This is a genomic window from Sphingopyxis sp. LARHCG72, assembly GCF_052871675.1.
Window position 1 is genome coordinate 179,746 of record NZ_JBIXJU010000003.1, and the last position, 24,702, is coordinate 204,447.

General features: G+C 65.5%; 26 protein-coding genes and 1 riboswitch. Of the genes, 19 read left to right on the plus strand and 7 right to left on the minus strand.

Features of this window, described 5'->3' with window-relative positions; translation table 11 throughout:
* Positions 1-158: 158 nt before the first annotated feature.
* Positions 159-1,325, plus strand: a complete 1,167-nt coding sequence (locus tag ACIPPQ_RS08555; RefSeq protein ID WP_446543698.1) for a helix-turn-helix transcriptional regulator — start codon at positions 159-161, stop codon at positions 1,323-1,325.
* Between the two features lie 56 nt (positions 1,326-1,381).
* The gene (locus ACIPPQ_RS08560; protein WP_446543699.1) at positions 1,382-1,588 is read left to right on the plus strand and encodes a hypothetical protein; all 207 of its coding nucleotides are present in this window, start codon (positions 1,382-1,384) and stop codon (positions 1,586-1,588) included.
* 7 nt (positions 1,589-1,595) lie between these two features.
* Here ACIPPQ_RS08560 and ACIPPQ_RS08565 read toward each other — a convergent pair whose 3' ends face one another.
* Genes ACIPPQ_RS08565 through serB form a run of 3 tightly spaced genes read right to left on the minus strand, consistent with a single transcriptional unit; the run spans position 1,596 to position 3,376 of the window.
* Positions 1,596-1,946, minus strand: a complete 351-nt coding sequence (locus ACIPPQ_RS08565; protein WP_446543700.1) for a DUF2200 domain-containing protein — start codon at positions 1,944-1,946, stop codon at positions 1,596-1,598.
* A gap of 39 nt (positions 1,947-1,985) precedes the next feature.
* Positions 1,986-2,453, minus strand: coding sequence for a hypothetical protein (locus tag ACIPPQ_RS08570; protein ID WP_446543701.1), 468 nt, complete (start codon positions 2,451-2,453; stop codon positions 1,986-1,988).
* Between the two features lie 38 nt (positions 2,454-2,491).
* Positions 2,492-3,376, minus strand: a complete 885-nt coding sequence (serB, locus tag ACIPPQ_RS08575) for a phosphoserine phosphatase SerB (protein WP_446543702.1) — start codon at positions 3,374-3,376, stop codon at positions 2,492-2,494.
* Here serB and miaA point away from each other — a divergent pair.
* The 8 genes from miaA to ACIPPQ_RS08615 all read left to right on the plus strand — a co-directional run bounded on the left by miaA (position 3,375) and on the right by ACIPPQ_RS08615 (position 11,505).
* A complete protein-coding gene (gene miaA, locus ACIPPQ_RS08580; RefSeq protein ID WP_446543703.1) occupies positions 3,375-4,334 on the plus strand; it encodes a tRNA (adenosine(37)-N6)-dimethylallyltransferase MiaA in 960 nt (319 codons plus the stop codon). The two genes, serB and miaA, sit on opposite strands and share 2 nt — an antisense overlap.
* A 74-nt stretch (positions 4,335-4,408) precedes the next feature.
* Positions 4,409-6,163 (plus strand): acetolactate synthase 3 large subunit, encoded by a 1,755-nt coding sequence (locus tag ACIPPQ_RS08585; RefSeq protein ID WP_446543704.1) that lies wholly within the window; start codon positions 4,409-4,411, stop codon positions 6,161-6,163.
* Positions 6,164-6,168: 5 nt separating this feature from the next.
* Positions 6,169-6,687 carry an acetolactate synthase small subunit gene (ilvN, locus tag ACIPPQ_RS08590; RefSeq protein WP_037518885.1) on the plus strand — a complete coding sequence of 173 codons (519 nt, stop codon included), beginning with the start codon at positions 6,169-6,171 and terminating at the stop codon, positions 6,685-6,687.
* 82 nt (positions 6,688-6,769) lie between these two features.
* Complete coding sequence (gene ilvC / locus ACIPPQ_RS08595; protein ID WP_327457058.1) at positions 6,770-7,810, plus strand: ketol-acid reductoisomerase; 1,041 nt, start codon at positions 6,770-6,772, stop codon at positions 7,808-7,810.
* A gap of 39 nt (positions 7,811-7,849) precedes the next feature.
* On the plus strand, positions 7,850-8,452 hold the full coding sequence (locus ACIPPQ_RS08600; protein WP_446543705.1) for a DUF6151 family protein: 603 nt from the start codon (positions 7,850-7,852) through the stop codon (positions 8,450-8,452).
* A 52-nt stretch (positions 8,453-8,504) separates the two neighbouring features.
* Entirely contained in the window at positions 8,505-9,644 is a 1,140-nt protein-coding gene (locus tag ACIPPQ_RS08605; RefSeq protein ID WP_446543706.1) for an 8-amino-7-oxononanoate synthase, read from the plus strand.
* Complete coding sequence (gene bioD / locus ACIPPQ_RS08610; protein WP_446543707.1) at positions 9,641-10,249, plus strand: dethiobiotin synthase; 609 nt, start codon at positions 9,641-9,643, stop codon at positions 10,247-10,249. The genes ACIPPQ_RS08605 and bioD overlap by 4 nt, the downstream gene beginning before the upstream one ends.
* Entirely contained in the window at positions 10,246-11,505 is a 1,260-nt protein-coding gene (locus tag ACIPPQ_RS08615) for an adenosylmethionine--8-amino-7-oxononanoate transaminase (protein ID WP_446543708.1), read from the plus strand. Before bioD ends, ACIPPQ_RS08615 begins: the two co-directional genes overlap by 4 nt.
* Here the strand turns inward: ACIPPQ_RS08615 and ACIPPQ_RS08620 are convergent.
* Positions 11,468-13,129: a pentapeptide repeat-containing protein gene (locus ACIPPQ_RS08620; RefSeq protein ID WP_446543709.1), complete on the minus strand. Its 1,662-nt coding sequence runs from the start codon at positions 13,127-13,129 to the stop codon at positions 11,468-11,470. The genes ACIPPQ_RS08615 and ACIPPQ_RS08620 overlap by 38 nt on opposite strands.
* Before the next feature lie 287 nt (positions 13,130-13,416).
* Between ACIPPQ_RS08620 and ACIPPQ_RS08625 the strand changes: the two genes are divergently transcribed.
* Positions 13,417-13,830 carry a hypothetical protein gene (locus tag ACIPPQ_RS08625; RefSeq protein WP_327457070.1) on the plus strand — a complete coding sequence of 138 codons (414 nt, stop codon included), beginning with the start codon at positions 13,417-13,419 and terminating at the stop codon, positions 13,828-13,830.
* 204 nt (positions 13,831-14,034) lie between these two features.
* On the opposite strand, the gene ACIPPQ_RS08630 is transcribed toward ACIPPQ_RS08625, so the two are convergent.
* Positions 14,035-15,162: a helix-turn-helix transcriptional regulator gene (locus ACIPPQ_RS08630; RefSeq protein ID WP_446543710.1), complete on the minus strand. Its 1,128-nt coding sequence runs from the start codon at positions 15,160-15,162 to the stop codon at positions 14,035-14,037.
* A 194-nt stretch (positions 15,163-15,356) separates the two neighbouring features.
* On the opposite strand from ACIPPQ_RS08630, the gene ACIPPQ_RS08635 reads away from it, so the two are divergent.
* The 5 genes from ACIPPQ_RS08635 to ACIPPQ_RS08655 all read left to right on the plus strand — a co-directional run bounded on the left by ACIPPQ_RS08635 (position 15,357) and on the right by ACIPPQ_RS08655 (position 19,665).
* Positions 15,357-15,998, plus strand: a complete 642-nt coding sequence (locus tag ACIPPQ_RS08635; RefSeq protein ID WP_446543711.1) for a YceI family protein — start codon at positions 15,357-15,359, stop codon at positions 15,996-15,998.
* 241 nt (positions 15,999-16,239) lie between these two features.
* Positions 16,240-16,596: a hypothetical protein gene (locus ACIPPQ_RS08640; RefSeq protein WP_446543712.1), complete on the plus strand. Its 357-nt coding sequence runs from the start codon at positions 16,240-16,242 to the stop codon at positions 16,594-16,596.
* Between the two features lie 129 nt (positions 16,597-16,725).
* Positions 16,726-17,214, plus strand: coding sequence for a rhodanese-like domain-containing protein (locus tag ACIPPQ_RS08645; RefSeq protein ID WP_446543713.1), 489 nt, complete (start codon positions 16,726-16,728; stop codon positions 17,212-17,214).
* 295 nt (positions 17,215-17,509) lie between these two features.
* Positions 17,510-19,174, plus strand: coding sequence for a 2-isopropylmalate synthase (gene leuA, locus ACIPPQ_RS08650; protein WP_446543714.1), 1,665 nt, complete (start codon positions 17,510-17,512; stop codon positions 19,172-19,174).
* Complete coding sequence (locus tag ACIPPQ_RS08655; protein ID WP_446543715.1) at positions 19,171-19,665, plus strand: GNAT family N-acetyltransferase; 495 nt, start codon at positions 19,171-19,173, stop codon at positions 19,663-19,665. Before leuA ends, ACIPPQ_RS08655 begins: the two co-directional genes overlap by 4 nt.
* A 43-nt stretch (positions 19,666-19,708) precedes the next feature.
* Here the strand turns inward: ACIPPQ_RS08655 and ACIPPQ_RS08660 are convergent, their stop codons facing one another.
* Complete coding sequence (locus ACIPPQ_RS08660; protein WP_446543716.1) at positions 19,709-21,157, minus strand: hypothetical protein; 1,449 nt, start codon at positions 21,155-21,157, stop codon at positions 19,709-19,711.
* 266 nt (positions 21,158-21,423) lie between these two features.
* Here ACIPPQ_RS08660 and ACIPPQ_RS08665 point away from each other — a divergent pair, with 266 nt between their 5' ends.
* The 3 genes from ACIPPQ_RS08665 to ACIPPQ_RS08675 are packed head-to-tail and all read left to right on the plus strand — an operon-like array spanning position 21,424 to position 23,739.
* Entirely contained in the window at positions 21,424-22,473 is a 1,050-nt protein-coding gene (locus tag ACIPPQ_RS08665) for a hypothetical protein (RefSeq protein WP_446543717.1), read from the plus strand.
* A gap of 44 nt (positions 22,474-22,517) precedes the next feature.
* Positions 22,518-23,150 (plus strand): hypothetical protein, encoded by a 633-nt coding sequence (locus ACIPPQ_RS08670; RefSeq protein WP_446543718.1) that lies wholly within the window; start codon positions 22,518-22,520, stop codon positions 23,148-23,150.
* A gap of 58 nt (positions 23,151-23,208) precedes the next feature.
* Positions 23,209-23,739 (plus strand): GNAT family N-acetyltransferase, encoded by a 531-nt coding sequence (locus tag ACIPPQ_RS08675; protein ID WP_446543719.1) that lies wholly within the window; start codon positions 23,209-23,211, stop codon positions 23,737-23,739.
* A gap of 49 nt (positions 23,740-23,788) precedes the next feature.
* On the opposite strand, the gene ACIPPQ_RS08680 is transcribed toward ACIPPQ_RS08675, so the two are convergent.
* The gene (locus ACIPPQ_RS08680; protein WP_446543720.1) at positions 23,789-24,088 is read right to left on the minus strand and encodes a hypothetical protein; all 300 of its coding nucleotides are present in this window, start codon (positions 24,086-24,088) and stop codon (positions 23,789-23,791) included.
* 349 nt (positions 24,089-24,437) lie between these two features.
* Positions 24,438-24,640: riboswitch (cobalamin riboswitch) on the plus strand.
* Positions 24,641-24,702 lie beyond the last annotated feature (62 nt).

A 24,702-nucleotide genomic window follows, 5' to 3' on the forward strand; every position in this document is an offset into this window, starting at 1 on the left:
CCTCCTCGGGTCGCATCCCTTCATTGGCCGATTCGGCGGATTGTTTCGCTACCCACGTGGGTAGGAGACAGAATATTTTCATTTTGTCGCATTGCACTTGCCATCGCCCCTCCACTCCTCTCCAATGGCGGTGCTGCGGGTCTTCTGGGGGGAAGTGCATGCAGAGTGAGCCGGTTCCGACCTTTCCGACCGATCATAACGCGCCGGCCGAATGGGAAGTGCTCAACGCGCTGATCGGTGAGATCTACGATTCGGTGCTCCATCCCGAAAGCTGGAACGAAACCCTCGCCCGCATCACCGGCACCCTCTGTCCGCTCAGCTGGGAAGCCGCCTTCATCCTCTGGGAAAGCAGCAATCCGCCGAGCGCGCGTTTCGTCGCCGCCACCGGCCTCGCCGCGGGCATCCAGGAAATCTACACTGCGGTCTATGCCGGCAGCCATCCCTGGTCGCGCAAGTTCCAGCGCTATGGGAACGGCAGCGTCGTCGACAGCTATGACATCATGACGCGCGAGGAATTTTACGAGAGCGAATTCTTCCGCAACTTCCTGAAACCCTATGGCATCGACCGGCTCGTCGGCGTCCTTCTCGACCGCCGCGACGGCGACCGGCTCGGACTGATGCTCCCCGGCCCGGGCGACCGCGACGTCGAGCGGCTGAAGCGCGGGCTGCGCGTCCTCGCGCCGCATATGCAGCGCGCGATGCGGATCAGCGACCGCATCGCCTCGCTCGACCTCGCCGCGGGCGCTGCGCGCGCCGCCGCCGACGCCGCGCCCTTCGCGATCTTCAGCCTCGACGACCAGCTCAATATCCTCGCCGCGAACAACCGCGCGCCGCGTTACGAACAGGCAGGCTTCGTCCGTACCGTGCAGGACCGCTTCGCCTTCACCCATCCCGCCAGCCAGAAAAGACTGCTCGACCTCGTCAAAAGCCCCGATCCGGCGGGGCTCGCCTTCCATACAGTCGATGCCGCGGGCGCCGAATGCCCCGTGCTCGTCGCGCGCGTCACGCGCCAGTCGGCGCATCAGCTCGGCGGCGTCCGCCTCGGCGCCTCGCTGATCGTCACGCTCGGCAGCGCGCCGGGCGAAACCCCGGTGGTCGAAATCGACCGCGTCGCGCAATGGTTCGGGCTGACCCCCGCCGAAGCGCGCCTCGCCGTCGCGCTCGCGCGCGGCGACACGCTCCGCGATTACGCCGCGCTAAGGGCCGTCAGCCTCAACGCCGTGCGCTTCCTCCTCAAGGGCATTTTCCGCAAGACCGGCGCGACCAGCCAGGCGCAGCTCGTCGCGCTCCTCGCGCGCCTGCCCGCGCCGGCGAACGGAAACTAACGCTCGCGCGGTTTCGCGCTGGACAGAATCGAATCCCCATCGCTACCCGCGCCCGCATGGGTATCAACGCAACGATCATGAACACCGCCACCGGCCAGCCGATCCAGAAGATGAGCTTCGGGCGGATGCCGAAACCATGGGCCAGCTTCAACCTCGCGACGGGCGAGCTCGTCACCGCCGAGCGGATCGATGTCGAGAAACCCGCGCCCGGCAAATTCGCCGCGACGGTGAATGTCTGGGTCACGGTCAAGCCGAAGCCCTGACGCTGCGCTAGCCGCGCAGGATCTTCTCCATCGCCTTGCCCCTGGCAAGCTCGTCGATCAACTTGTCGAGATAGCGAACCTCGCGCATCAGCGGATCTTCGATATTTTCGACGCGGACGCCGCACACCACGCCCGTGATCAGCTCGCGCGCCGGGTTGAGCGCGGGCGCGTGCGCAAAGAAATCCTCGAAATTCGTGCCCTTCGCCAGCTCGCCCTCGAACGCCTTCTGGTCATATCCGGTCAGCCAGCGAAAAATCTCGTCGACCTCGGCCTTGGTGCGCCCCTTCTTCTCCGCCTTGGCGATATAATGCGGATACACGCTCGCGACGCTCATTGAATAGATGCGGTGTTTGGTCATGGGGGTCTCTCTTTCTACGCATTCCCATAAGGACTGGCGTCAGGATTCGAACATTGTTTCCAATGTCCGGCTCAGCAGAACAGCCGCCTCGCTCCAGCACGACATATCGTCGGGCGCAGCCGCGGACCGCGCACCCGTAACCAGCAAGAGGATGGCTGGGCCTCCATTGCCCACAATGATTCCTTCGGGGCGAGTCCCTGGCGGGCAGCGGTTCAAGCCGTCGCCGCTAGCGCGCTGGAAGGCCGCGCGAAGCGTTGCGAGATTCGCCTTGCCAAGCTGACCCTTCTTGACCGTTCGTTCCAGATCGGGATCTTCGCAACGCTCCCGCAAAGCCACCGGCGTCAACGAATATGTCCCCGTGATCAGGTCGATTTGCACATGACCCGCCGGGCACCATTCGGACCCACCGATGGTCGAAAAGATCGACGCCGTTTGACCGGGGCGAAAATCGTCTCGCGATACGGCAGGCTGGCCCGCCAGCATCAACGCCGTGACAATTCCCAACATCAAAGGGACATCTCCGGTTCCAATCTATCGCGGCTCTCTCACCCCATCACCCACTGCCGCCGCGAATAGCCCTGCGCCCAGAGCAGCGCGGTCAGGTCATGATGGCGGATCACCGCCGCCGCCGCCTCGCCTGCGGCGGGGTGCGGGTAATAGCCGATGCCCAGCCCCGCGCTCGTGATCATCGGAATGTCGTTCGCGCCGTCGCCGACCGCCAGCGTCTCGGCGAGCGGCAGGCCGTGCTTCGCCGCCTCGGCCTTCAGCGTCTCGAGCTTCGTCGAACTGTCGACGATCGGCTCCACCACCTTGCCGGTCAGCTTGCCGCCGGCGATCTCCAGCTCGTTCGCGACGATCTTGTCGAATCCGATCGCCTCGCCCACCGGGCCGGCAAAGGCGGTGAAGCCGCCCGAAATCAGCACCGAATGCGCGCCATGCGCCTTCATCGTCTGCACCAGCGTACGCGCGCCGCGCGTCAGCTTGACCCGCTCCATCCGGCATTCGACCAACGTCGATTCGGGCATCCCCGCGAGCAGCCCGACGCGCTCGATCAGCGCGGCGCGGAAATCGAGTTCACCCTTCATCGCGCGTTCGGTGATCGCCGCGATCTGCGGCTTCAGCCCTGCATAGTCGGCGAGCTCGTCGATGCACTCGACCGTGATCATCGTCGAATCCATGTCGGCGATGATCAGCTTCTTGGTACGGTCGCCCAGCGGTTGGACGACGATGTCGAGCGCGCCATGGTCCATATGCGCCAGTTCCTTGCGCGCGCTGACGAGGCTGCCGTGAAAGACGATATCCGCCGCGTCATGCTCGTCAAGCCAGTGCGGGGCGCCGACATCGTGCCCCGTCGCCGCCAGCCGGTCTATCCCTTCGCGAACCACCTCGTCGGTCAGCTTTCCGGCTGCTATCAGCGTGGCTACGAACATGGCTGCTCCTTCTTCATTCTCCGGCGACGCGCCGCCTCTCGCACTTATTGCTGGCCCCACCGCCAGCGGCAAGAGCGCATTGGCGATCGCGCTCGCAAAAGCGCTCGGAAACGGAACAGTCGTCAACGCCGACGCGAGCCAGGTCTATGCCGACCTTGCCATCCTGTCGGCGCGCCCGTCCGATGACGAGATGGACGGTATGCCGCACCGTCTCTTCGGTCATGTCGACGCCGCGGAGGCGCATAACGCCGCGCGCTGGGCCGATGAAGCGCGCGCCGTCATCGCCGCCGCGCACGCCGCGGGCGACGTCCCGATCCTCGTCGGCGGCACCGGCCTCTATTTCCGCACCCTCCTCGACGGCATCGCGCCCGTCCCCGAAATCGACCCCGATATCCGGGCCGCCGTCCGCGCACTCCCCGTCGCCGATGCGCACGCCGCGCTGGCGTCCGTCGACCCCGCCGCCGCCGCACGCCTCAACCCCGCCGACACCACCCGCGTCGCGCGCGCGCTCGAGGTCGTCCGCTCGACCGGCCGCACGCTTGGCGAGTGGCAGGAGGCGCGTGAAGGCGGCATCGCCGGCACCGTCTCCCTCACCCCGCTGATCCTTTTGCCCCCGCGCGACTGGCTCCGCGCCCGCTGCGACCGGCGCCTCGTCCAGATGTTCGACGCGGGCGCGATCGCAGAAACCGAGGCGTTGCTCGCGCGCCATCTCGACCCCGACCTCCCCGCAATGCGCGCGATCGGTGTCCCGCAAATCGCCAGCCATCTGCGCGGCGAGATCGACCGCGACGAAGCGCTCGAAGCCGCGCAAGCCGCCACCCGCCAATATGCAAAGCGCCAATTTACGTGGTTCCGACACCAGCCCCCGCCCGATTGGCCGCGCCATGAGGAATCATTAAACATCGATTCGATCAAAAATTTAGTAATAATATTACGTGATAGACTGTTGACAGGATAGAATCATACACCTATTGCCCGCAACCCTGTTGCAGCGCACAAGCGCTGCGTTTTTGTGCTGGAAGGAGTTTCGTCGTGACGGAAATGAGTGGTGCCGACATGGTGGTTCAGGCGCTGGTCGACCTCGGGGTCGATACGGTGTTCGGCTATCCGGGCGGCGCGGTCCTTCCCATCTATGACGCGCTCTTCAATCACCCGACGATCAAGCACATTCTCGTCCGCCACGAACAGGCGGCGACGCACGCGGCCGAAGGCTATGCGCGTTCGACCGGCAAGCCCGGCGTCGTGCTCGTCACTTCGGGTCCCGGCGCGACCAATGCCGTCACCGGCATCACCGACGCGCTGCTCGATTCCATCCCGATGGTCGTGCTCACCGGACAGGTCTCGACCGCGCTGATCGGCACCGACGCGTTCCAGGAATGCGACACGGTCGGCATCACGCGCCACTGCACCAAGCATAATTATCTGGTGATGGACCCCGATCGCCTCGGCCCGATCCTGCACGAGGCTTTCCACATCGCGACGCACGGTCGCCCCGGCCCCGTCGTGATCGACATCCCGAAAAATGTGCAGGTCGCGACCGGCGAATATGTCGTGCCCGAAAAGATCCTGCACAAAAGCTATCGCCCGCAGGTCGAACCCGACGCCGACGCGATCGCACAGGCCGTCGCGATGATCGCCGCGGCCGAGCGCCCGGTATTCTACACCGGCGGCGGCGTGATCAACGCCGGCCCCGATGCGAGCGCGGCGCTGCGCCAGCTCGTCGCGCTCACCGGCGCGCCGATCACCTCGACCTTGATGGGCCTCGGCGCCTTCCCGTCGGACGACGACAAATGGCTCGGCATGCTCGGCATGCACGGCACCTATGAAGCGAATATGGCGATGAACCGCGCCGACCTGATCATCGCGGTCGGCGCGCGCTTCGACGACCGCGTGACCGGGCGTCTCGACGCTTTCTCGCCGGACTCGAAAAAGATCCATATCGATATCGACCGCAGCTCGATCAACAAGATCGTCCCCGTCGACCTCGCGATCGTCGGCGATGCCGGCCGCGCGCTCGATGCGATCATCGCGGGCTGGCAGGACGCGGGCCACAAGGCGCGCGACCTCGGCGAATGGTGGCGCCGCGTCGACGGCTGGCGCGCGACGCGCTGCCTCGACTTCCCCGAAAAGAAGGAAGCGGGCGCCGACATCATGCCGCAACGCGCGGTCAAGGCGCTGTTCGACGCGACGCGTGGGCGCGACCCGATCATCACGACCGAGGTTGGCCAGCACCAGATGTGGGCGGCGCAGCATTTCGGCTTCTCTGCCCCCAACCGCTGGCTCACCAGCGGCGGGCTCGGCACGATGGGCTACGGCTTCCCCGCCGCGGTCGGCGCGCAGATCGCGCACCCCGACCGCCTCGTCATCTGTATCGCGGGCGAAGCCAGCCTGCAGATGAACATCCAGGAAATGGGCACGGTCAGCCAGTACCGCCTGCCGGTGAAGATCTTCATCCTCAACAATGAATGGATGGGGATGGTCCGCCAGTGGCAGGAACTGACGTACGAGAGCCGTTACTCGAACAGCTATTCGGACAGCCTGCCCGATTTCGTGAAGCTCGCCGATGCCTATGGCTGGACGGGGCTGCGCATCGACAATCTGGGCCAGCTCGAGGACGGCATCAAAAAGATGATCGAGACTCCGGGTCCGGTCATCGTCGACTGCCGCGTCGCGCAGCTCGCGAACTGCTTCCCGATGATCCCCTCGGGCGCCGCGCACACCGAAATGCTCCTCCAGCCGAGCGACGTGACCGGCACGATGGACGACGAAGCCAAGGCACTGGTGTAAATCCTATGAAAATCAAAACCGAAGCCGGCGAGCGCCATGTGCTCGCCATCACCGTCGATAACGAGGCCGGGGTGCTCGCCAAGATCACCGGGCTGTTCACCGCGCGCGGCTATAATATCGAAAGCCTGACCGTGGCCGACATCACCGCCGACCACGCACTCTCGCGCATCACGATCGTCACCTCGGGCCCGCCGCCGATCATCGACCAGATTATCGCGCAGCTCGACCGGCTCGTCCCCGTCCACAAGGTCATCGACCTCAACGACGCGGGCGAAGCGCATGTCGAGCGCGAGATCGCGCTCGTAAAAGTCGCAGGCACCGGCGACAAGCGGATCGAGGCGCTGCGCATGGCCGACGTCTTCCGCGCCAAGGTCGTCGATACGACGCTCACCAGCTTCATCTTCGAAATCACCGGGACGAGCGACAAGGTCGACCGCTTCATCGCGCTGATGCGCGAATGCGGGCTGGTCGAGGTCGGCCGCACCGGCGTCGTCGCCATCGCCCGCGGGTCGGAGGCGCTGTAAACACCGTTAACATCGGGCTTCGGCCTCACTCTCCACATCAAATCCCCCCCTCGCGGGGCCACAGGACTAGAAGGGTTTTCCAATGCAGGTTTATTACGATCGCGACGCCGACCAGGATCTGATCAAGGGCAAGAAGGTCGCCGTCGTCGGCTATGGCAGCCAGGGCCACGCGCACGCGCAGAATATGCGCGACAGCGGCGTCAAGGAGGTCGCGATCGCGCTCCGCCCCGGTTCGGCGACCGCGAAGAAGGCCGAAGCCGCAGGCTTCAAGGTCATGTCGAACAAGGAAGCCGCCGAATGGGCCGACGTGATCATGATCGCCGCCCCCGACGAGCATCAGGCGAAAATCTACGCCGACGACATCGGCCCGAACATGAAGCCCGGCGCCGCGCTCGCCTTTGCCCACGGCCTCAACATCCACTTCGGCCTCATCGACGCGCGCCCCGACATCGACGTCTTCATGGTCGCGCCCAAGGGCCCCGGCCACACGGTGCGCAGCGAATATCAGAAGGGCGGCGGCGTCCCCTGCCTGATCGCGGTCGCGCAGGAAGCGCAGGGCGCGGGCGCGTCGGGTAACGGCTTCGCCAAGGCGCTCGCCCTCAGCTACGCCTCGGCTGTCGGCGGCGGGCGCAGCGGCATCATCGAGACGACCTTCAAGGAAGAGTGCGAAACCGACCTCTTCGGCGAACAGGCCGTGCTCTGCGGCGGCATCACCCACCTGATCCAGGCGGGTTTCGAAACGCTGGTCGAGGCGGGCTACGCCCCCGAAATGGCCTATTTCGAGTGCCTCCACGAAACCAAGCTGATCGTCGACCTCCTCTATGAAGGCGGCATCGCGAACATGCGCTACTCGATCTCGAACACCGCCGAATATGGCGACATCAAGACCGGCCCGCGCATCATCACCGACGAAACGAAGAAGGAAATGAAGCGCGTCCTCGCCGACATCCAGTCGGGCCGCTTCGTCAAGGACTTCGTGCTCGACAACCAGGCCGGCCAGCCCGAACTGAAGGCGAGCCGCAAGGCGGCCGCCGCGCACCAGCTCGAAAAGACCGGCGCCGAACTGCGTGCCATGATGCCGTGGATCGCAAAGAACCAGCTCGTCGATAAATCGAAGAACTGATCGCTTTCTCGGTCGCGGGCGAAGGGTTAGGATCGGAGCATGTCCTCCGACCTCTCCTTCGCCTGCGCCTGCGGCGCCATCTCCGGCACCCTGCTCGACGTCGGTCCCGGTCAGGGCGACCATGTCGTCTGCCATTGCACCAACTGTCAGGATCTGACGCGTCATCTGGGGCACGCGGAACACGTGCTCGACGCGCATGGCGGAAGCGCGCTCTACCAGTCGCGCTGCGCGCGTCTGCGCATCGACACCGGCCGCGAGCGGCTCGCCTGCGTCCATCTGACCGACAAGCCGACGCTGCGCTGGTACGCGTCCTGCTGCGGCATGCCGCTCTTCAACACCTATGCGAACGGCAAGCTTCCTTACATCACGACCCAGCTCGCCGCCTGCGATCCGGCGAAGCGCGACGCGCTGGTCGGCCCGCCGCGCGGCCATCTTTTCACGCAGGACGGTATCGGCGACACGAGCGCGCTGCCCGCAATGAGCATGGGCCGGCTGATGCGCCGCTTCTTCCCGCGCATGATCAAGGACCTGCTGTCGGGCGATCGCCGGCGCTGCCCCCTGTTCGACGCAAAGACCCTCGAACCCATCGCCAAACCTCATCGATTGACCGACGAAGAAATGCTTGCGCTCCGCCGCCGCTGAGCCGGTACGCACGGGTTTGTCATTTCGATCCGATGGCCTAAGGGGGGCCCCGATGCCGGGCCTCTCTCCCTTCACCGCGCACCGCGCCGACCTCGCCGCACTCGCGCGCGACAGCCGCCGCCGCACCCTCGCGCCGCGCGCGGGGCGCGATTTCGCGTCGAACGACTATCTCGGCCTCGCCGATTCCGAAGCCCTCCGCACCGCGCTCGCCGCGGGGATCGAACGCGGCCTGCCCGCGGGCTCGGGCGGCTCGCGCCTGCTCCGCGGCAATCACGCCGAACATGAGGCGCTCGAAGCGCATGCCGCGCGCCATTATGGCAGCGAGGCCGCGCTCTTCTTCCCGACCGGTTTCGCCGCCAACGCCGCGCTGTTCGCGGCGCTCCCCCAGCGCGGCGACCTCGTCGTCCACGACGAACTGATCCACGCGAGCGCGCACGACGGCATGAAGCTCGGCCGCGCCGGGGCGATCGCGGCAAGGCACAATGACGCGCAGGCCTTCGCCGACATCATCGGGCGCTGGCGTGCGGGCGGCGGCGCGGGCACGCCGTGGATTGCGGTCGAGAGCCTCTATTCGATGGACGGCGACCGCGCGCCGCTCGCCGATCTCGCCGCGATCGCCGACCGCCACGACGCCGTGCTCGTGGTCGACGAAGCGCACGCGACCGGCGTTTTCGGCCCGGGCGGCGCCGGCCTCGCGCACGGCCTTCCGCGCCGCGACAACCTCGTCACCCTCCACACCTGCGGCAAGGCGCTCGGCGCCGAGGGCGCTTTGGTCTGCGCCCCCGCGATCGCCTGCGACTTCCTCGTCAATCGCGGCCGCCCCTTCATCTTCTCCACCGCACCGTCGCCCTTGACGGCGTACCTCGTCCGTCAGGCGATCGAGATCGTCGCGAACGAGCCCGAGCGGCAGGAGCGCCTCCACAGCCTCGTCCGCCACGCCGCCGAGCGGCTCGTCCCGCTCGGGATCCCCGCCAGCGGCACCCAGATCCTGCCCGTGATCATCGGCGACAACGACCGCACGATGCGTATCGCGGGCAGCCTCCGCGACGCGGGGTTCGATATTCGCGGTATCCGCCCGCCGACCGTGGCGCAGGGAACCGCGCGCCTCCGCATCGCGATCACGCTCAATGTTGACGAAGACAACATCGACGACATGGCCGACGCGCTTGCTGCGGCGATGGCCGCCGCATGACGCGCTTCGTCGTCACCGGCACCGACACCGGCATCGGAAAAACCATCTTTTCTGCGGGCTTGGCGCTGGCCACCGGCGCGCCCTACTGGAAACCGATCCAGTCCGGCCTCGAAGAGGAAACCGACAGCGAGATCGTCGCGCGGCTCGCGGGCGTGCCGATCCGCCCCGAAGCGTACCGTCTCGTCACCCCAGCCTCGCCGCATATCGCCGCCGAAATTGACGGCGTTAACATTGGCGTCGAAACGCTGACCCCGCCGCCCGGCAACCTGGTCGTCGAGGGCGCCGGCGGCGCCCTCGTTCCGGTGACGCGGCAGACGCTCTACGCCGACCTCTTCGCGAAATGGCAGGTCCCGGTGATCGTCTGCGCGCGCACCGCGCTCGGCACGATCAACCACAGCCTGCTCACGATCGAGGCGCTGAAGTCGCGCGGCGTCCCGATCCACGGCCTCGCCTTCCTCGGCGACGCGGTCGAGGACAGCGAGGCGATCATATCCGAAATCAGCGGCGTCCGCCGCCTCGGCCGCCTGCCGATCATCGACCCGCTGAACGGCGAAACGCTCGCAGCGGCGTTCAACGCGAACTTCGACCTCGCGGATTTTGCATGATCTCCCCCGTCTGGCACCCCTTCACCCAGCACGGCCTCGGCGACCCCATCCCGCTGATTTCGCACGCCAAAGACGCCAAACTCTACGCCGCCGACGGCCAGAGCTGGATCGACGGCATCTCCTCTTGGTGGGTCACGACGCACGGCCACACACACCCGCGCATCATGGCAGCGGTACGCGCCCAGACCGAAAAGCTCGACCAGCTCATCTTCGCCGGCTGGACGCACGAACCCGCCGAGAGCCTCGCCGCCGAGCTGGTCCGCATCACCCCGGCCCCGCTCACCCGCGTCTTCTTCTCGGACTCGGGCTCGACCAGCGTCGAGGTCGCGCTCAAGATGGCGCTCGGCTACTGGTATAATATCGGCGAGGCGCGCAACCGCATCCTCGTGCTCGAACACAGCTATCATGGCGACACGATCGGCACGATGTCGGTCGGCGAGCGCGGCGTCTACAACCGCGCCTGGCAGCCGCTGCTGTTCGACGTCGACACCATCCCCTTCCCTTACGAAGGCCGCGAACAGGCCACGCTCGACGCGCTCGAAGCTGCCTGCGTTCAAAAGCCTGCGGCCTTCATCGTCGAACCACTCATCCTCGGCGCGGGCGGCATGCTCATCTATCCCGCCTGGGTGCTCGCCGAAATGCGCGCGATCTGCGCGCGCCACGGCGTCCTCTTCATCGCCGACGAGGTGATGACCGGCTGGGGCCGCACCGGCACGCGCTTCGCGTGCGATCAGGCGGGCGTCATCCCCGACATCGTCTGCCTCTCGAAAGGGCTCACCGGCGGCAGCCTGCCGCTCGCGGTCACGCTCTGCATCGAGCCGATCTACGAAGCGCATTATTCGGCCGACCGCGCGAAGACCTTCTATCATTCGTCGAGCTACACGGCGAACCCGATCGCCTGCGCCGCCGCGAACGCCAATCTCGAAATCTGGCGCGACGAGCCCGTCCAGCAACGCATCGACGCGCTCGCCGACGCGCAGGCCGCACATCTCTCGCTCCTCTCGCACGATCCGCGCGCCCAAAACCCGCGCTGCCTCGGCACGATCGCCGCGCTCGATATCGTCGTGGCGGACTCAGGCTATCTCTCGAACCTCGCCCCGCGCCTGATCGCCTTTTACCGGGACCGCGGCGTCCTCCTCCGTCCGCTCGGCAACACGCTCTACGTCATGCCGCCCTATTGCATCACCGCGGCCGAGCTGGCGCAGGTCTGGGACGCGATCAGCGCATCCCTCGGCGCGGCTCGGGATCCGGCCTGATCGCCAGCCGCACGACATCGCCGCGATCCAGCGGTACGCGAACCAGCCGGTCGAATTGCGCGCGCGCACCGGTCATCACATATTCGTTGATGCCGTGGTCGCCGGTCGCCGGATCGACGCCGCGCTCGGGTCCAACCTCCAGATAGCGCCCGCGAAAGCGGACGAGGGGGCACACGCGATACCCCGCGAGGCACTTCTCGCGCGCGCCATAAAATCCTGAAATCGGGTCGTAAACCATCCCGTCTTCGGGAGAGTTCAGCGAGCCGAGATGATAATTGGGGCCCATGGCTTCGCCCCGCGCGTACAGCCGCCCCCGTCCCTCGGATTCGATCATCACCAGCTGCCAGCTGTTCCAGAACGCCGCGCGCGCCAGCTTGCGGCGCAGCGCCGGATCGTCGACCGCCGAAAGGAAGCCCGCCGTCCCCTGATCCGCATAGATTTGGGTGGCGCCCGACGCGAAGTCGGGTTGCTCTTCCGCCATCCGCCACAGCGCCTCGGTCCGCTTGTGATAAGCCGTGCGGAAGCAGCCGATCCGATCCCATTTCTCGATCATCGCCATGCACGTATCGCGCTCGCGCAGCCATTGCCGCTGCGTCGCCACGACCGACCGGTCGTTTCGCCAGGCGAGGACATAGGCTTCGTTCAGTTCGCGATCCACGTCGGCGAAGGCCGAAGGCGCGTCGGCCTCATCGCCCGACCGCTCGCGGCAGAGGTAATGTTCGGTGACCGAACGCGCACGGCCGCAATCGAACGCGGGCGTTTCGGGCCGGTCGAGCGCGGCCCACACCTGCCCCAGCTCGCGCCGCGACAGCGCGACCCGGCCCGTTTCCGGCTTGGCGCCGACCCAGTCGTATCGCGCGGGCGTCCAGCTTGTCGCCTCGACCAGTACCGGCCCAGCGATCCGGCTGCGGCGAAGCCAGTCGAGCTGGATCATGTGCAGCCGCGTGTTCGCGATCGTCGCGCCGGTCAGGTCCCAGTCGGACTTCGACGCCATCAGCAACGCCGCGCCCGTGAGATCCGCGCCGGCGAGCGACACGTCCGAACTGTCCTGCCCGCAATTGTCGTCCTGCCCCAACCCGCACCGGAATTCAAAGCCCGTCATATTCGCCGACCGGAAGCTCGCGCCCCTGATCGACTGAAGCGCGCCGCCCTCGAACGAACTGCCCGACAGATTCGCATGCGATGCGTCGACCTGCTCCATCGTCGTCCACTGAAACCGCGTCCGCCGGAAGGTCGCATGGCTCAGATTCGCCCGGTCGAGCGTCGACGAGCCGAACTCCAGCCCACGCCCCTCGAACCCCCGCCAGTCCGACGCGTTCAGCTCGGCACGGACGAAGCGGCTGTTCGTCCCGCGCGCGCGCGTCCATTTCGAATGCACCAGCTTCGCATTGCTGAAGCACAGGTTCGAAATATCCTGCCCCGAAAAATCGGCGTGCGGCAAGACGAGCCCGTCGAAATTGACCTGCTGCTCCGGATAAAGCCGCTTGATGCGCACGACCTCGGCGACCGTCCGGATCGCACCCGCCTTGATCTCGACCCCCTTCGGACAGGGCTGCCACGCGAGGGCCGGCTGCGCAGCAAAGGCGACAAAAACACCGGCGACGATCGCGAGACGGGAAAGCATCCTGTTTTGGCCCCCTCCTGAAAACAGCAGCATCCGGGGCCGATTCCATGATCGGTCCGTCTCACCTTTCATGCGCTCCCTTTTCTTCCGGAGCAACGCGCAACCGACACGCCGATCAAACTATCGGCAGGGTCTGGTTTTCGGCGTTCGAGTCCCCATCTGGTCAGCATCGACCCCATGCCGCGCGCACCGAAAGCACCGTCGATCGGGCCCGCAGTTCGGCTTAGGTTCATCTACGCCGCCCAATCTGCGGCGCAGGGGATATGGGGTCCGGGAATAAATCGATCATGCAGACAAAAGCCGTCCTCCTCCTCCCCCTGTTCGCGGCGCTCGCCTTCGCCGCGCCGGGCCATGCGCAGGATGACGGCTCGCTTGCGCAGTCGGGCCATCCGCCGGAGCGCACCTCGGTCCTCTACACCTATGGCGACGAGCCCTGCCCCGAACCGAAGGGCGACGAAATCGTCGTCTGCGCGCAGCAGCCCGAATCCGAACGCTACCGCGTCCCCAAGGAACTCCGCGAGGAGTTGAAGGAGGACGAGGTGGCTGGCGGCGGCAGCTGGGCCTCGGCCGTCGACGGCTACACCAATGGCGCCGCGGCGGCGAGCCGCCCGAACAGCTGCTCGCCCGTCGGCTCCTATGGTTTCACCGGCTGCGCCGCCGCGGCGCTGCGCCAGTGGTTCGAGGCGCGCCGCGCTCCCTGACGCGAGGCGTCGCCGGCATATACCCCCCGGGGGGTATGACACCCCTCACAAATCGATGATACCCGCCGCCGATCAACGGCTTGCCTCGGCCTGCCGGTGGATGATGGTGGGCACGACGTTGCATGGCAACGACGGCGCCCGGCCTGAGGGGGGATATCGGCGGCTCGCGACCCGCCGCCGGTATCTTCCGCTCCCCGATATCGCCTAGCGCAACAGACGGTTCACCAGCGCCGCCAGTTCGGCCTCGCGCCCGACCTCGCTCTTGCGCAGGATCGACTTGATCTGCGTGCCCAGCGTCTGCGCGCTGGTGCCGCGCCCGTTGGCAATGGTTTCGCGCGCCTCGCCGTTCGCCAGCCGCAACGCGATCTCGGCCTCCGCCGCGGTCAGCCCCAGTGCGGCGCGCAGCGGCGCGGTGCGCATCGCCGGAATATCCGCGGCGCGCCGCGCGACGACCAGCACCCGCGGCTCGAAACCGAAATCCCATTCACGCTGCGGCAGGCGGAACAATTCGCAGAGCAGCCCGCCCTCCGGCTCCTCGGGCGATCCGATCCAATATTGCTGCATCGCCCCCTCTGCCGACGCACCCTCTGCCAACACGTCATCGAGCGCGCGTGCAAGGCCCGCCTGCAACAGCGCGTCGGCATCGCGCCGCGCCGCGCCCAGCCGCCCGCGGCGCAGGCAAAGCGCCCCGCCCGCCCCGACGATCGCCTCGGCGGCTGCCGACAGCGCCGCGACCGCGCCATGCCGGTCGATCAGGAACGCCGCGACGCCGATCGCATCGAACGCGCCGACGGTCATCGCCGCGCCGCGCTGCGCGATCGCCTGCTGCATCCGCACCGCCGCCAGCGCATAGGTCGCGCCCGCGGCGAACAGCTTGCGGTCGCGCTGTTCGGTCCGGCCGTCGTCCTCGGATCGCAACGCCGCCAGTCCGACGAGGAACCCTTCGCCCTCGACCAGCGCGGTCTGGCAGCCGTGAACCCCGTCCCAGCAGCGGATATGCTCCTCATAATCGTCGGTGCCGCTGTGCTGGCGCGCGATGTCGTAATGCGCCTCGCTCAATATCTCGAGCGGCCGTGCGCTCACCGCGACGCGCCAGTTCACCTCGGGCCGCCAGCCCTCGATCTCCAGGAATTCGCGCTGATAGGCGGGGTCGATGTCGGGCATGAAGTTGAACAGCGTCGCTTCGGCGCCGATCCCCAGCAATTGCGCGCGCGTCGACCGCGTCCGGCGCGCCAGCAGGCGCAGCGCCGCGTTCCACCCGTCCGCCTCGAACGGTGCCGCCAGAAAGGCATTTTCGACCTCGCCCATTTCGCGGGCAAACAGGCTATCCATCACGCAGCATCACGCAAGGGCCCCCCAGCCTTCGTTCACTATAGCATTGCAGCATGAAAGCGGACCCCGCACAAGCATGTTGCAGCGTCGTTGCCGGCGCAAGGCAAACCGAAACGCTGCGTTTCTCCGGCGCTTGTTGACGCCGTCCCTCGCCTTCGCCTAGCTTCGCGCCTTCCCCAACAGGAGACTGTCCCATGCGTCGCATCCTCCCCTATGCAGCCCTTGCCCTCGTCGCCGTCGTGGCGACCCCGATCGTCCTCGCGCAGGGCGGCTCCGCCCCCGGCGCCCCCGACAAATCGCGCGTCACCGCCGGCACCTACGCCGCCGACGCCGGCCACACGATGGTCGTGTGGGAAGTCGATCACCTCGGCTTCAGCAAATATACCGGCATCTTCGGCGACGTGACCGGCACGCTCGTCATCGATCCCAAGAATCTCGCCGCGGCCAAGGTCGACGTCACGATCCCCGTGTCGAAGGTCACCACCGCCAGCGCCGGCCTCACCAGCCACCTGCTCCGCGCGGGCAAGGATGGCGGCAAGCCCGACTTCTTCGGCGCCAACCCCGCCGACGCCAAATTCGTCTCGACCAGCGTCGTCCTCGACGACGACGGCGACGAGGCGAAGGTCACCGGCAACCTCACGCTCAACGGCGTGACCAAGCCCGTGACCCTCGACGTCGATTTCCACGGCGCGGGCGTCGGCATGAACAAGAAGGAAACCATCGGCTTCCAGGCCGAAACGACGATCAAGCGCAGCGACTTCGGCGTCAACATGGGCATCCCCTATGTCAGCGACGCCGTCGAACTCGAAATCCACGCCGCGTTCGAAAAGCAGTAAGCGAGTCTGCTCGAAGAGCGGCACCGGCCCGCTCCCCCACCGCCCGAAGACGACGCGTGGCGTCGAAGGGCCTCCCCAACGATAGTAGGCTATGGGAGGCCGGGTGGGGGAGCGGGCCGGTGCCGCGAAATGCGCCGTCAGGCGCATTTCCAGACAGACGCACCCAATCTGTCACACGCGCACCGTATGAATGGGGCGGGACCAGCGCTGGTCCCGCCCTTTTTCGTACAGGAGCCGTGTGATGAGCGAACTGGTACGCGAAATTGTCGAAGTGAACGCGTCGATCGACGGCGACGAGGAAAATCCGCTGCTGGTCGTCGAGGCCGAGGGGCTTGCCGCCACCGCGGGCTGGGCGAATGTCCGGCTCGACCCGCATGTCTATATCACCCCGCCCGACGACGGCGTGCAGGATTTCGACCTCGTCGGCGACCGTCCTTCGGGCGATGCCGCCGAAGTCCTGTCCGAAGTCGAGGCCGCATGGGAAGGGCCGCTCGAGGATTGGGTCATCGGCGTGCGCGTCCACGCGGTCGACAATCTGATCGAGGACGAGGTTTACGAACCGTGGGACGAGGACGACGACGCGAGCGAAGCCGCCTGACCTTCGTCCCGCGCACATCCCCTGCACTGCGCCGGGCCGCGAGACCCCTTGCGGCCCGGCGACATTTTCGGTTCATCGCAGGGCCAGCAACCGCGGCGTAGCCTCCCCTCGATTCAAGGGAGGATCCTCATGCGCCATATCCTGCTTCTCGCACTCGCGCTCACCGCCACCCCCGCGCTGGCACAGGCCAACCCGCAGATCGACTACCCCGCCTTCCAGGCGCTCACCGCCAGCGTCGCCCCCGCGCGCGCGACGCGCCTCATCGCCTTCGACGCCTTCAAGGCCGAGGCCGCGAAGCCCGGCACTCTCCTCCTCGACGCCCGCTCGAAGGACGCCTTCCAACGCGGCCACATCAAGGGCGCGGTCAACCTGCCGCTCACCGACTTCACCGCGGAGAGCCTCGCCGCGGTCGTCGGCGCGAACCCCGGCCGCCCCATCCTCATCTATTGCAACAATAATTTCTCGAACCACCGCAGCCCCGTGCCGCTCAAATCGGCACCGCTCGCGCTCAATATCCAGACCTTCATCAACCTCGTCGGCTATGGCTACCCCAACGTCCTCGAACTCGCCGACGTCGTCGATTTCAACGATCCAAAGGTCGAGTGGGTGACGGGCTGACCCCGCCTTTCTTCACTCGTCACCCCCGCGAAGGCGGGGGTCCCGCTTCTGCGGCGGAAAGCGGGATCCCCGCCTTCGCGGGGATGACGAAGGAGTGATAGCCACGCAATTTTCGCATTCCCCTCTTGCATCCGACGACATTTTGCATCACTAGAGCGCCCATGCGCGGCAACGCCCTTCTTCTTCTGCGACTTACACGCCCTTGGGCGTGACACTGGCTGCGCGCTAGTCGCGGCCACCCGCTCAAGGGTCCGATCGACAAGCAAGCGCAACCACCGGAAGAAGTTTACCCATCATGACCATGCTCCGCGATCCGTCCGCGAAATATTCCGCCTTCCCGCAGGTTCCCTTGACGAACCGCGAATGGCCCGCCCGCGTCACCACACAGGCGCCGATCTGGCTCTCGACCGATTTGCGCGACGGCAACCAGTCGCTGATCGACCCCATGGATGCCGAAAAGAAGACGCGCTTCTTCGACCTGCTCGTCAAATGCGGGTTCAAGGAGATCGAGGTCGGCTTCCCCGCCAGCGGCGCGACCGACTTCGACTATATCCAGAACCTCGTCCGTTCGGGCCGCATCCCGGAGGGCGTCACGCCGCAGGTGCTGACGCAAAGCCGCGCCGACCTCATCCGCACCAGCTTCGACAGCCTCGCGGGCGCAAAAACCGCGATCGTCCACGTCTATAACGCGGTCAGCCCCGCGTGGCGCAAGATCGTCTTCGGCATGGAGATGGACGAGATCAAGGGCATCGCGATCGAGGGCGCGAAGCAGCTCCGCGACAATGCCGCGCGCCTGCCCGGCACCGACTGGCGCTTCGAATACAGCCCCGAAACCTTCTCGACCGCCGAGCTCGATTTCAGCATCGCCTGCTGCGAAGCTGTGATGGACATCCTGCAACCCACGGTCGACAAGCCGATCATCCTCAACCTCCCCGCGACGGTCGAGGCCTCGACGGCGAACATCTACGCCGACCAGATCGAATATTTCTGCAAGAATTTGCCGAACCGCGACCGCGCGATCATCAGCCTGCACACCCACAACGACCGCGGCACCGGCGTCGCGGCGGCCGAGCTCGGCCTGCTCGCGGGCGCCGACCGCGTCGAGGGCTGCCTGTTCGGCAATGGCGAGCGCACCGGCAACACCTGCCTCGTCACCATCGCGCTCAACATGTACACGCAGGGCGTCGACCCGCAGCTCGACTTCTCGAACATCGACGAGGTCATCCAGACGGTCGAATATTGCAACAACCTGCCCGTCCACCCGCGCCACCCCTATGGCGGCGAGCTCGTCTACACCGCCTTCTCGGGCAGCCATCAGGACGCGATCAAGAAAGGCTTCGCCGCGCGCGAGCGCCAGAATGACGAAAAATGGGAAGTCCCCTACCTCCCCATCGACCCCGCCGACCTCGGCCGCAGCTACGAAGCGGTGATCCGCGTCAACAGCCAGTCGGGCAAGGGCGGCGTCGCATGGGTGCTCGAACAGGACAAGGGCCTGAAACTGCCCAAGAAGATGCAGGCGAGCTTCAGCCATATCGTGCAGGCGCTCGCCGATCAGACGAGCCGCGAACTCGGCGCCGAGGATATCTGGCACGCGTTCGAGGGTCAGTATCTGGCCACCGAAGCCAAGCGCTTCCAGCTCGTCGACTGGTCCGAAACCCATTCGGGCGCCGACCGCATCTTCGCCGGCAAGCTTACCATCGACGGCACGGCGCGCAGCGTCAGCGGCCGCGGCAACGGCCTGATGTCGAGCGTCATCGCCGCGCTCAGCGAAAGCGGCGGCCCGGTGATGGACATCGTCGACTATAGCGAGCACGCGATCGGCCAGGGCAGCAATGTGCAGGCCGCAGCCTATGTCGAGTGCCGCACGGCGGACGGGAAAAGCCTGTTCGGTTGCGGGCTGGATACGGACGTTGCGACGGCGAGTGTGCGGGCGATTTTGTCGGCGGCTAACGGGGCATGACCCCGGTTATATTTAAACCCAATGAATTGTCGTCGGCCCAACGCGACGAGTTCATAGCTATGGTTCATCAAGGCGCTCAGGTTAGCAAGCACACCCTTGGCAACCTAGTTGACCGTGCGGTCGCGCTGGTGACGATATATGACGGAGACCGATTGATCGGGACTGCGGCTATTAAAGACCCAAATCCCGACCATCGCCGAGGCTATTTCGTCAAATCCGGAGAACGCGCGCGCGAAGTACAGTTTCCGCTCGAAATGGGCTGGGTAGTTGTCCATCCGGATTATCGGGATCAAGGGTTAGCAAGAAGCCTTATCCAAGCGGCGATTTCAGCAGCCCCAAATGGCATGTATGCGACAACCAAGACTGACAGGATCCTGAAAATCCTACCTGAATACGGCTTCATTCAGCTAGGCGCTAGCTTTCCCTCAGCAGAGGATCCGAATGCGGAATTGACGCTGTTCGTTCGCGATTTCCAGGCACGATCTGAATGATAGAAACCGCCGATGATTGTCGGTCATCGGCGGTTTCGCGTTGTCAGATGATCGACACCGTTTTGGATCGGTGGACGATCAGAGCCTTCTCAAATTCACCAACCGCAAACTCGTGGCTGGCCTGATTCTTTGCAAGTTTTTGCGGATCGAAACGCGCCATATCCAGCACGAGACGATAAGCTCCAGCAATATCCCCGAGGTAACGATCAAGGAACTCAACCGGGTCGGTGCCCCAAACAACGCGGTCGCCGTCGATTTCCATGAGGCCCTTCAACCCATAAACCAGCGGCATGATCAATCCGTCAGGGTACCGGTAGTTGACCGGAATATTGAGATAATGCGTGGTCGGCTGTGATAGGACAAAGGAACTTTTGTCTTTTGCTGCTTCTCGCCGAGCCGGGCTGTACATTTTGACGATCGGGTTCGCGCCGAAGCGATAAGTGTTAGAGTTATACGCCTCCGGAAAATCGGCATAAATCTTATCATAAAGCTTCGGAAGATCGGCAAGAATATCGAAGCAGCTTGCCACCGTATCATTGATCAGTTCATGCGTCGGACCATCGCGCGCTTCCGACACGCCAGGATCAAACATAAGCTTGTCGAACTGCTTGGAGCACTCGCCTTTGTTGCGGTAGATATTCTGCGGCGTTACATTGATTTCCAGTGGCAAAAGCTTCGCTTCGTTCGCTCGGTTAAGAGGAATCCAAGCCAAGGCCAAAAGGTCACGAACTTTGACCGGGCGAGCCTCGTTGCTTTCCCATTCGTTACTCTTCCATTCAACACGGGAAGCAATCGCCGGATCCAACCGCTCGCGGATCTCAGTGTAGAATCCTAGTTTGTTCGACTTTGTTTCCTGCGTCAGCTGGGCGTTATTGTTTCGCGCCGCGCAGATGTCCAAAACCGACATCTCGAACTGCTGAACCGCCCGCACGTCTTCCGGATCCGAAGGTACAAGCAACTCGACCGGAACAAGAAAATCAAACTGCTCCTTGACCTCTTCCAACTCCGAACGACGATCCTCCCACAGCCCCTTCATGTCTTCCCAAAGCGAGATGCGATTGATTTCGCGTTCGTCCGCGACAGCCGAAAGCATGTGAATGCCGATAGCCAACATATTGTGGCCGCCATCAAGGATGCCTTCCGACTCTGGGTTTTCGAAAACCAATTCAAAACGGTTCCGCTGGAGAGCTTCGTAACCCGCCGTACCGATCAAGATGCCTTTGGATTTGAACGGAAAGAGTTCGGGAGTTTCATCCAATGACTCTAAGATTCCGTTGGTCACGCTACCCGTCTTAGCTGCACGAGGGTTCGCTTCGAGGGAGACATGATCAAACAGCGCGTAGAGATCGCGCCCTCGGACGAAGCCCGTATAGCGCTTAATCCCGGCGATCGAATTTTCGCTGGAATTCGAACTAAGGCGCTCTTCATCTCGCGAACTAGGCTGTTCAGCGACGAGAGAAAATCGGATGATTAGTTTGGATTTATCAGTCATTTTCAGTCCTTCAATTGAAGAGACTGATTTCGACTATCGAGCACGAAATAGGTGCCATCATGTCGGCGAACCAACCATTTTGTCGCTTTGCAGCGACCGATAACCGAAACCATCTCAGGCTTCATTTCAGCTTCTATCCAGAAGCGCCGTCAGGTTGCGTCACTGCCGCTGGTTTGTCAATCCACCTGTTGAAGCTCAAAACCCTTTCCTACATTTTACCCATATGGTTTATTTTGTCGGTTTTAACCAACCGAAAGGACGAATCGATGGACGACTCCCCGCACGATCCCGCGTACATCCCCGCCCCCGGCAGCTATCACTGGACGCCCAAACTCCAGCGCGAGTTTCTCGAAGCCTTCGCCACCAACGGGTCGGTGAAGATTTCGGCGGCGAAGGTCGGCATGTCGCCCGCCGCCGTCTATCAGCTGAAGCAGCGGCCCGAGGGCGCGGCGTTCAGGCTCGGCTGCGCCGCGGCGCTGCTCATCGCGCGCGGGCGGCTCGTCGACGAGCTGCTCGACCGCGCGATCTGGGGGCATGAGGAGACGAGCACGATCATGCGCGAGGAGGATCGCAGCTTCGTCAAGCGCCGCCGCCTCGATTCCCGTCTCGGCCTCGCGATGCTCGCGCGGCTCGACAAGATGGTCGAAACGCGCGCGCCCAAAAGAGGAGAATGGCCGGGCGAAGAGATGCTCGCACAGATCGTCGCCGGCGACTGGCCGGGCTTCCTCTCGCTGTTCGACGTTGCGGAAGCCGCACGCGGCGGGGCCGGGGCCGCCCGCACCGCTGCCGCCGAAGGAGCCACCGCAGAAACGCCCGAAAGCGAACAGGATACCGGCGCCGCAACCGGCCCGGCCGAGGGAATGCCCGCCGCGCTCGCGCTCTGGCTCGCGGGCCACGACAACCGCGCCAACCCGCTCGCCAGCCTCTGGCACGACACCGCGATCGCGAATGAAGTTGCGCAGTTTTCCGCCGCTTCGGACGCCGAGGCCGAAGGCGCCGACGAGGCCGAACCGACCCCCGAGCAGGCGGCGGCCTCGATGACCGTCTGGTACGACGACGAAAGCAGCGAGCTGCGCACCAACTTCCCGCCGCCCGACGGCTTCGCGGGCACCGAAGACGGCCAGTTCGGCGACCCCGACTATGAACGCGCGCTCGACGTCGACGAGGAAGTCGCATGGGAGGACGCCCGCACCGAGGCCTTCGCGCCGCTGCGCCTCGCCGGCGAGGCCGCGCGCCGCGCCTTCTTCGCGCTGCCCGATCCGGCGAACGACCCGGCGCGCGAGGGCAAGGCGGCGCGCAAAAGCGCGAGCGGCTGACCGGTCTTGGCAAGTTGTTAAAGCCGCTCGGCTAATGCCCGCTCATGGCGGCCCGCAACGACACGATCGAGCAGGAAAGAGCGTCCTTTCTCGCGCGTTTTCGCCGCGACCCGGCGGGGCTCGTCTATTCGCGCACCCCCGGCGGCGAGGGACGGCTGGTCAGCGAGGACGAGGCGGCGGCGCTGCTGACCGAATTGGATCTGATGTCGCATCGCCACGCACGCCGTTTTTCGCGGTCGGCCTGGGTCGCCGTCATCGGCTTCCCGCTCTTCCTCATCGCGGCGACTACCTTCAATCCGCTGTTCGGCATCCTCGCGATCGCAGCGCTCTGCGGCTGGTTCGTCGTCGCGGTCGTCCAGCGGCTGGCGCGCGCGCGGTTCGTCGCCGGCGTCTGGCCGCGGCTCGACCGCAATCCGCCCGTCCGCGCGCTCTCGCGCGCCGAAAAACTGGCCCGCGGGTTCGCGATCCCCTGGTGGCAGACGCTGCTCATCTTCGCCGTCGGCGCACCGCTCGTCCTGTTCGTCAAGGCACCGCCATCCGCGCTGCCGCAGGTCTGGCGCGACTGGCAGATGGTCGCCATCGCCCTCTTTTTCATCGCCGCCATCCTGATGCTGGTCTGGGGCGGCATCCGGCAATGGCGCCACCGCGGTGCCGCCCGGGGGGCCGGCAGGCCGTGATGCGGTCGCGCGGTTCGCCGGGGCTGGACGGCCCTGCGCCACCCCCTATAGCAGCCGCATGTTCACCCACCGCCTCGCCGCCCCCGCCGACCTCGAAGCCCTGCGCGCCGTGATGGCGCGCGCGATCGCCGAGCTGCAGAAGGGCTTTCTCTCGCCCGCGCAGATCGCGGCGAGCAACGCGGTGATGGGGCTCGATACGCAGCTGATCGCCGACGGCACCTATTTCATCGTCGAGGAGGACGGCCGCATCGCGGGCTGCGGCGGCTGGTCGCACCGCGCGACGCTCTATGGCGGCGACCATAGCAAGGATCTCCGCGATCCCGCCCCGCTCGACCCCGCGACCGACGCCGCGCGCATCCGCGCGATGTACACGCACCCCGAATTCGCGCGCCGCGGGGTCGGGCGGCTGGTGATGGCGCTGTGCGAGGATGCGGCGCGCGGCGCGGGCTTCCGCCGCGCCGAGATGATGGCGACCTTGTCGGGCGAGCCGCTCTACCGCGCGTGCGGCTATGAACCGATCGAGCGGATCGAAGCGCCGGGGCCGGACGGCGTCGCGGTGCCGCTGATCCGCATGGGCAAGGCCCTCTAGTCAACCCTTGCAGGACATCCAGGAGCGTCCGGAAAGCGGCCGCGTGCGGTTAATCGACGACCCAATAATCGGTCGCGCCGCCCGGCTCGTGACCACGGCGACAGATGATTTCGCCATCTTGCGTCAGCTCGGCCCAGTCGCCGATCGGCTCGCGCTCCATCAAGGCGAGCGCCGCGGCGACGTCCTCAGCCTCGAACGCCACGCGCTTTTCCATCCCGAACCACGCATCGCGGTATCGCAGCACATAGGTGGTGAGCGAGGGAGCGGAATCGGCCGGAGCATCGGGGCGCGGCAGACAGTCGCATTCGCCGTCGCTGGAGCCGCTGGGATTTGGCTGGGGGAGCTTCATTGGGGGGAGCCTTCGGTGGGGGAAACGAAGGGGACGGTTTCGATGGCGTGTTCAGCCAGGACCGTCGCCGGGGCGAAAGGGGTTTGCGATACGTCTCCTTGCCGCACTCTGGCCCGCGCAGGACATGGATGGCGCCGCGATAGACGGCGCACAATCCAAAAAAGATATAATATTTCATTGCCATACACCTGCCACTCCGCGGCCGCGCGTTCGACGAGCGGCGTTATCGAATCGACAAACGACTTGACGATCGCTGCTTATCATCGCGCGCCGCCTTGCGTGGTCGGCTGTGGCTGAATAGCATATAAAGAATTCTTTATATCTATATTGACAGGCTCCGCGCCCGCACTATGCTCCAAGCTGTCGAGGTTCTCCGTTTCGTTTGCACGGAGTGGAGCTAAGACGGGAAGCCGGTGAAAAACCGGCGCTGCCCCCGCAACTGTAAGCGGTGAGCGGCGGTCGATACGTGTCACTGGTTCGCAAGGAACCGGGAAGGCCAGACCGCCGCGTCGATCCGTGAGCCAGGAGACCTGCCTCGTCAGATACGTCCTCCGGCGGGGTGTCCGGTCAGGCCGCATGCATGGCTGCGCCCCACCCTTGCTTTGCGGGCGCGG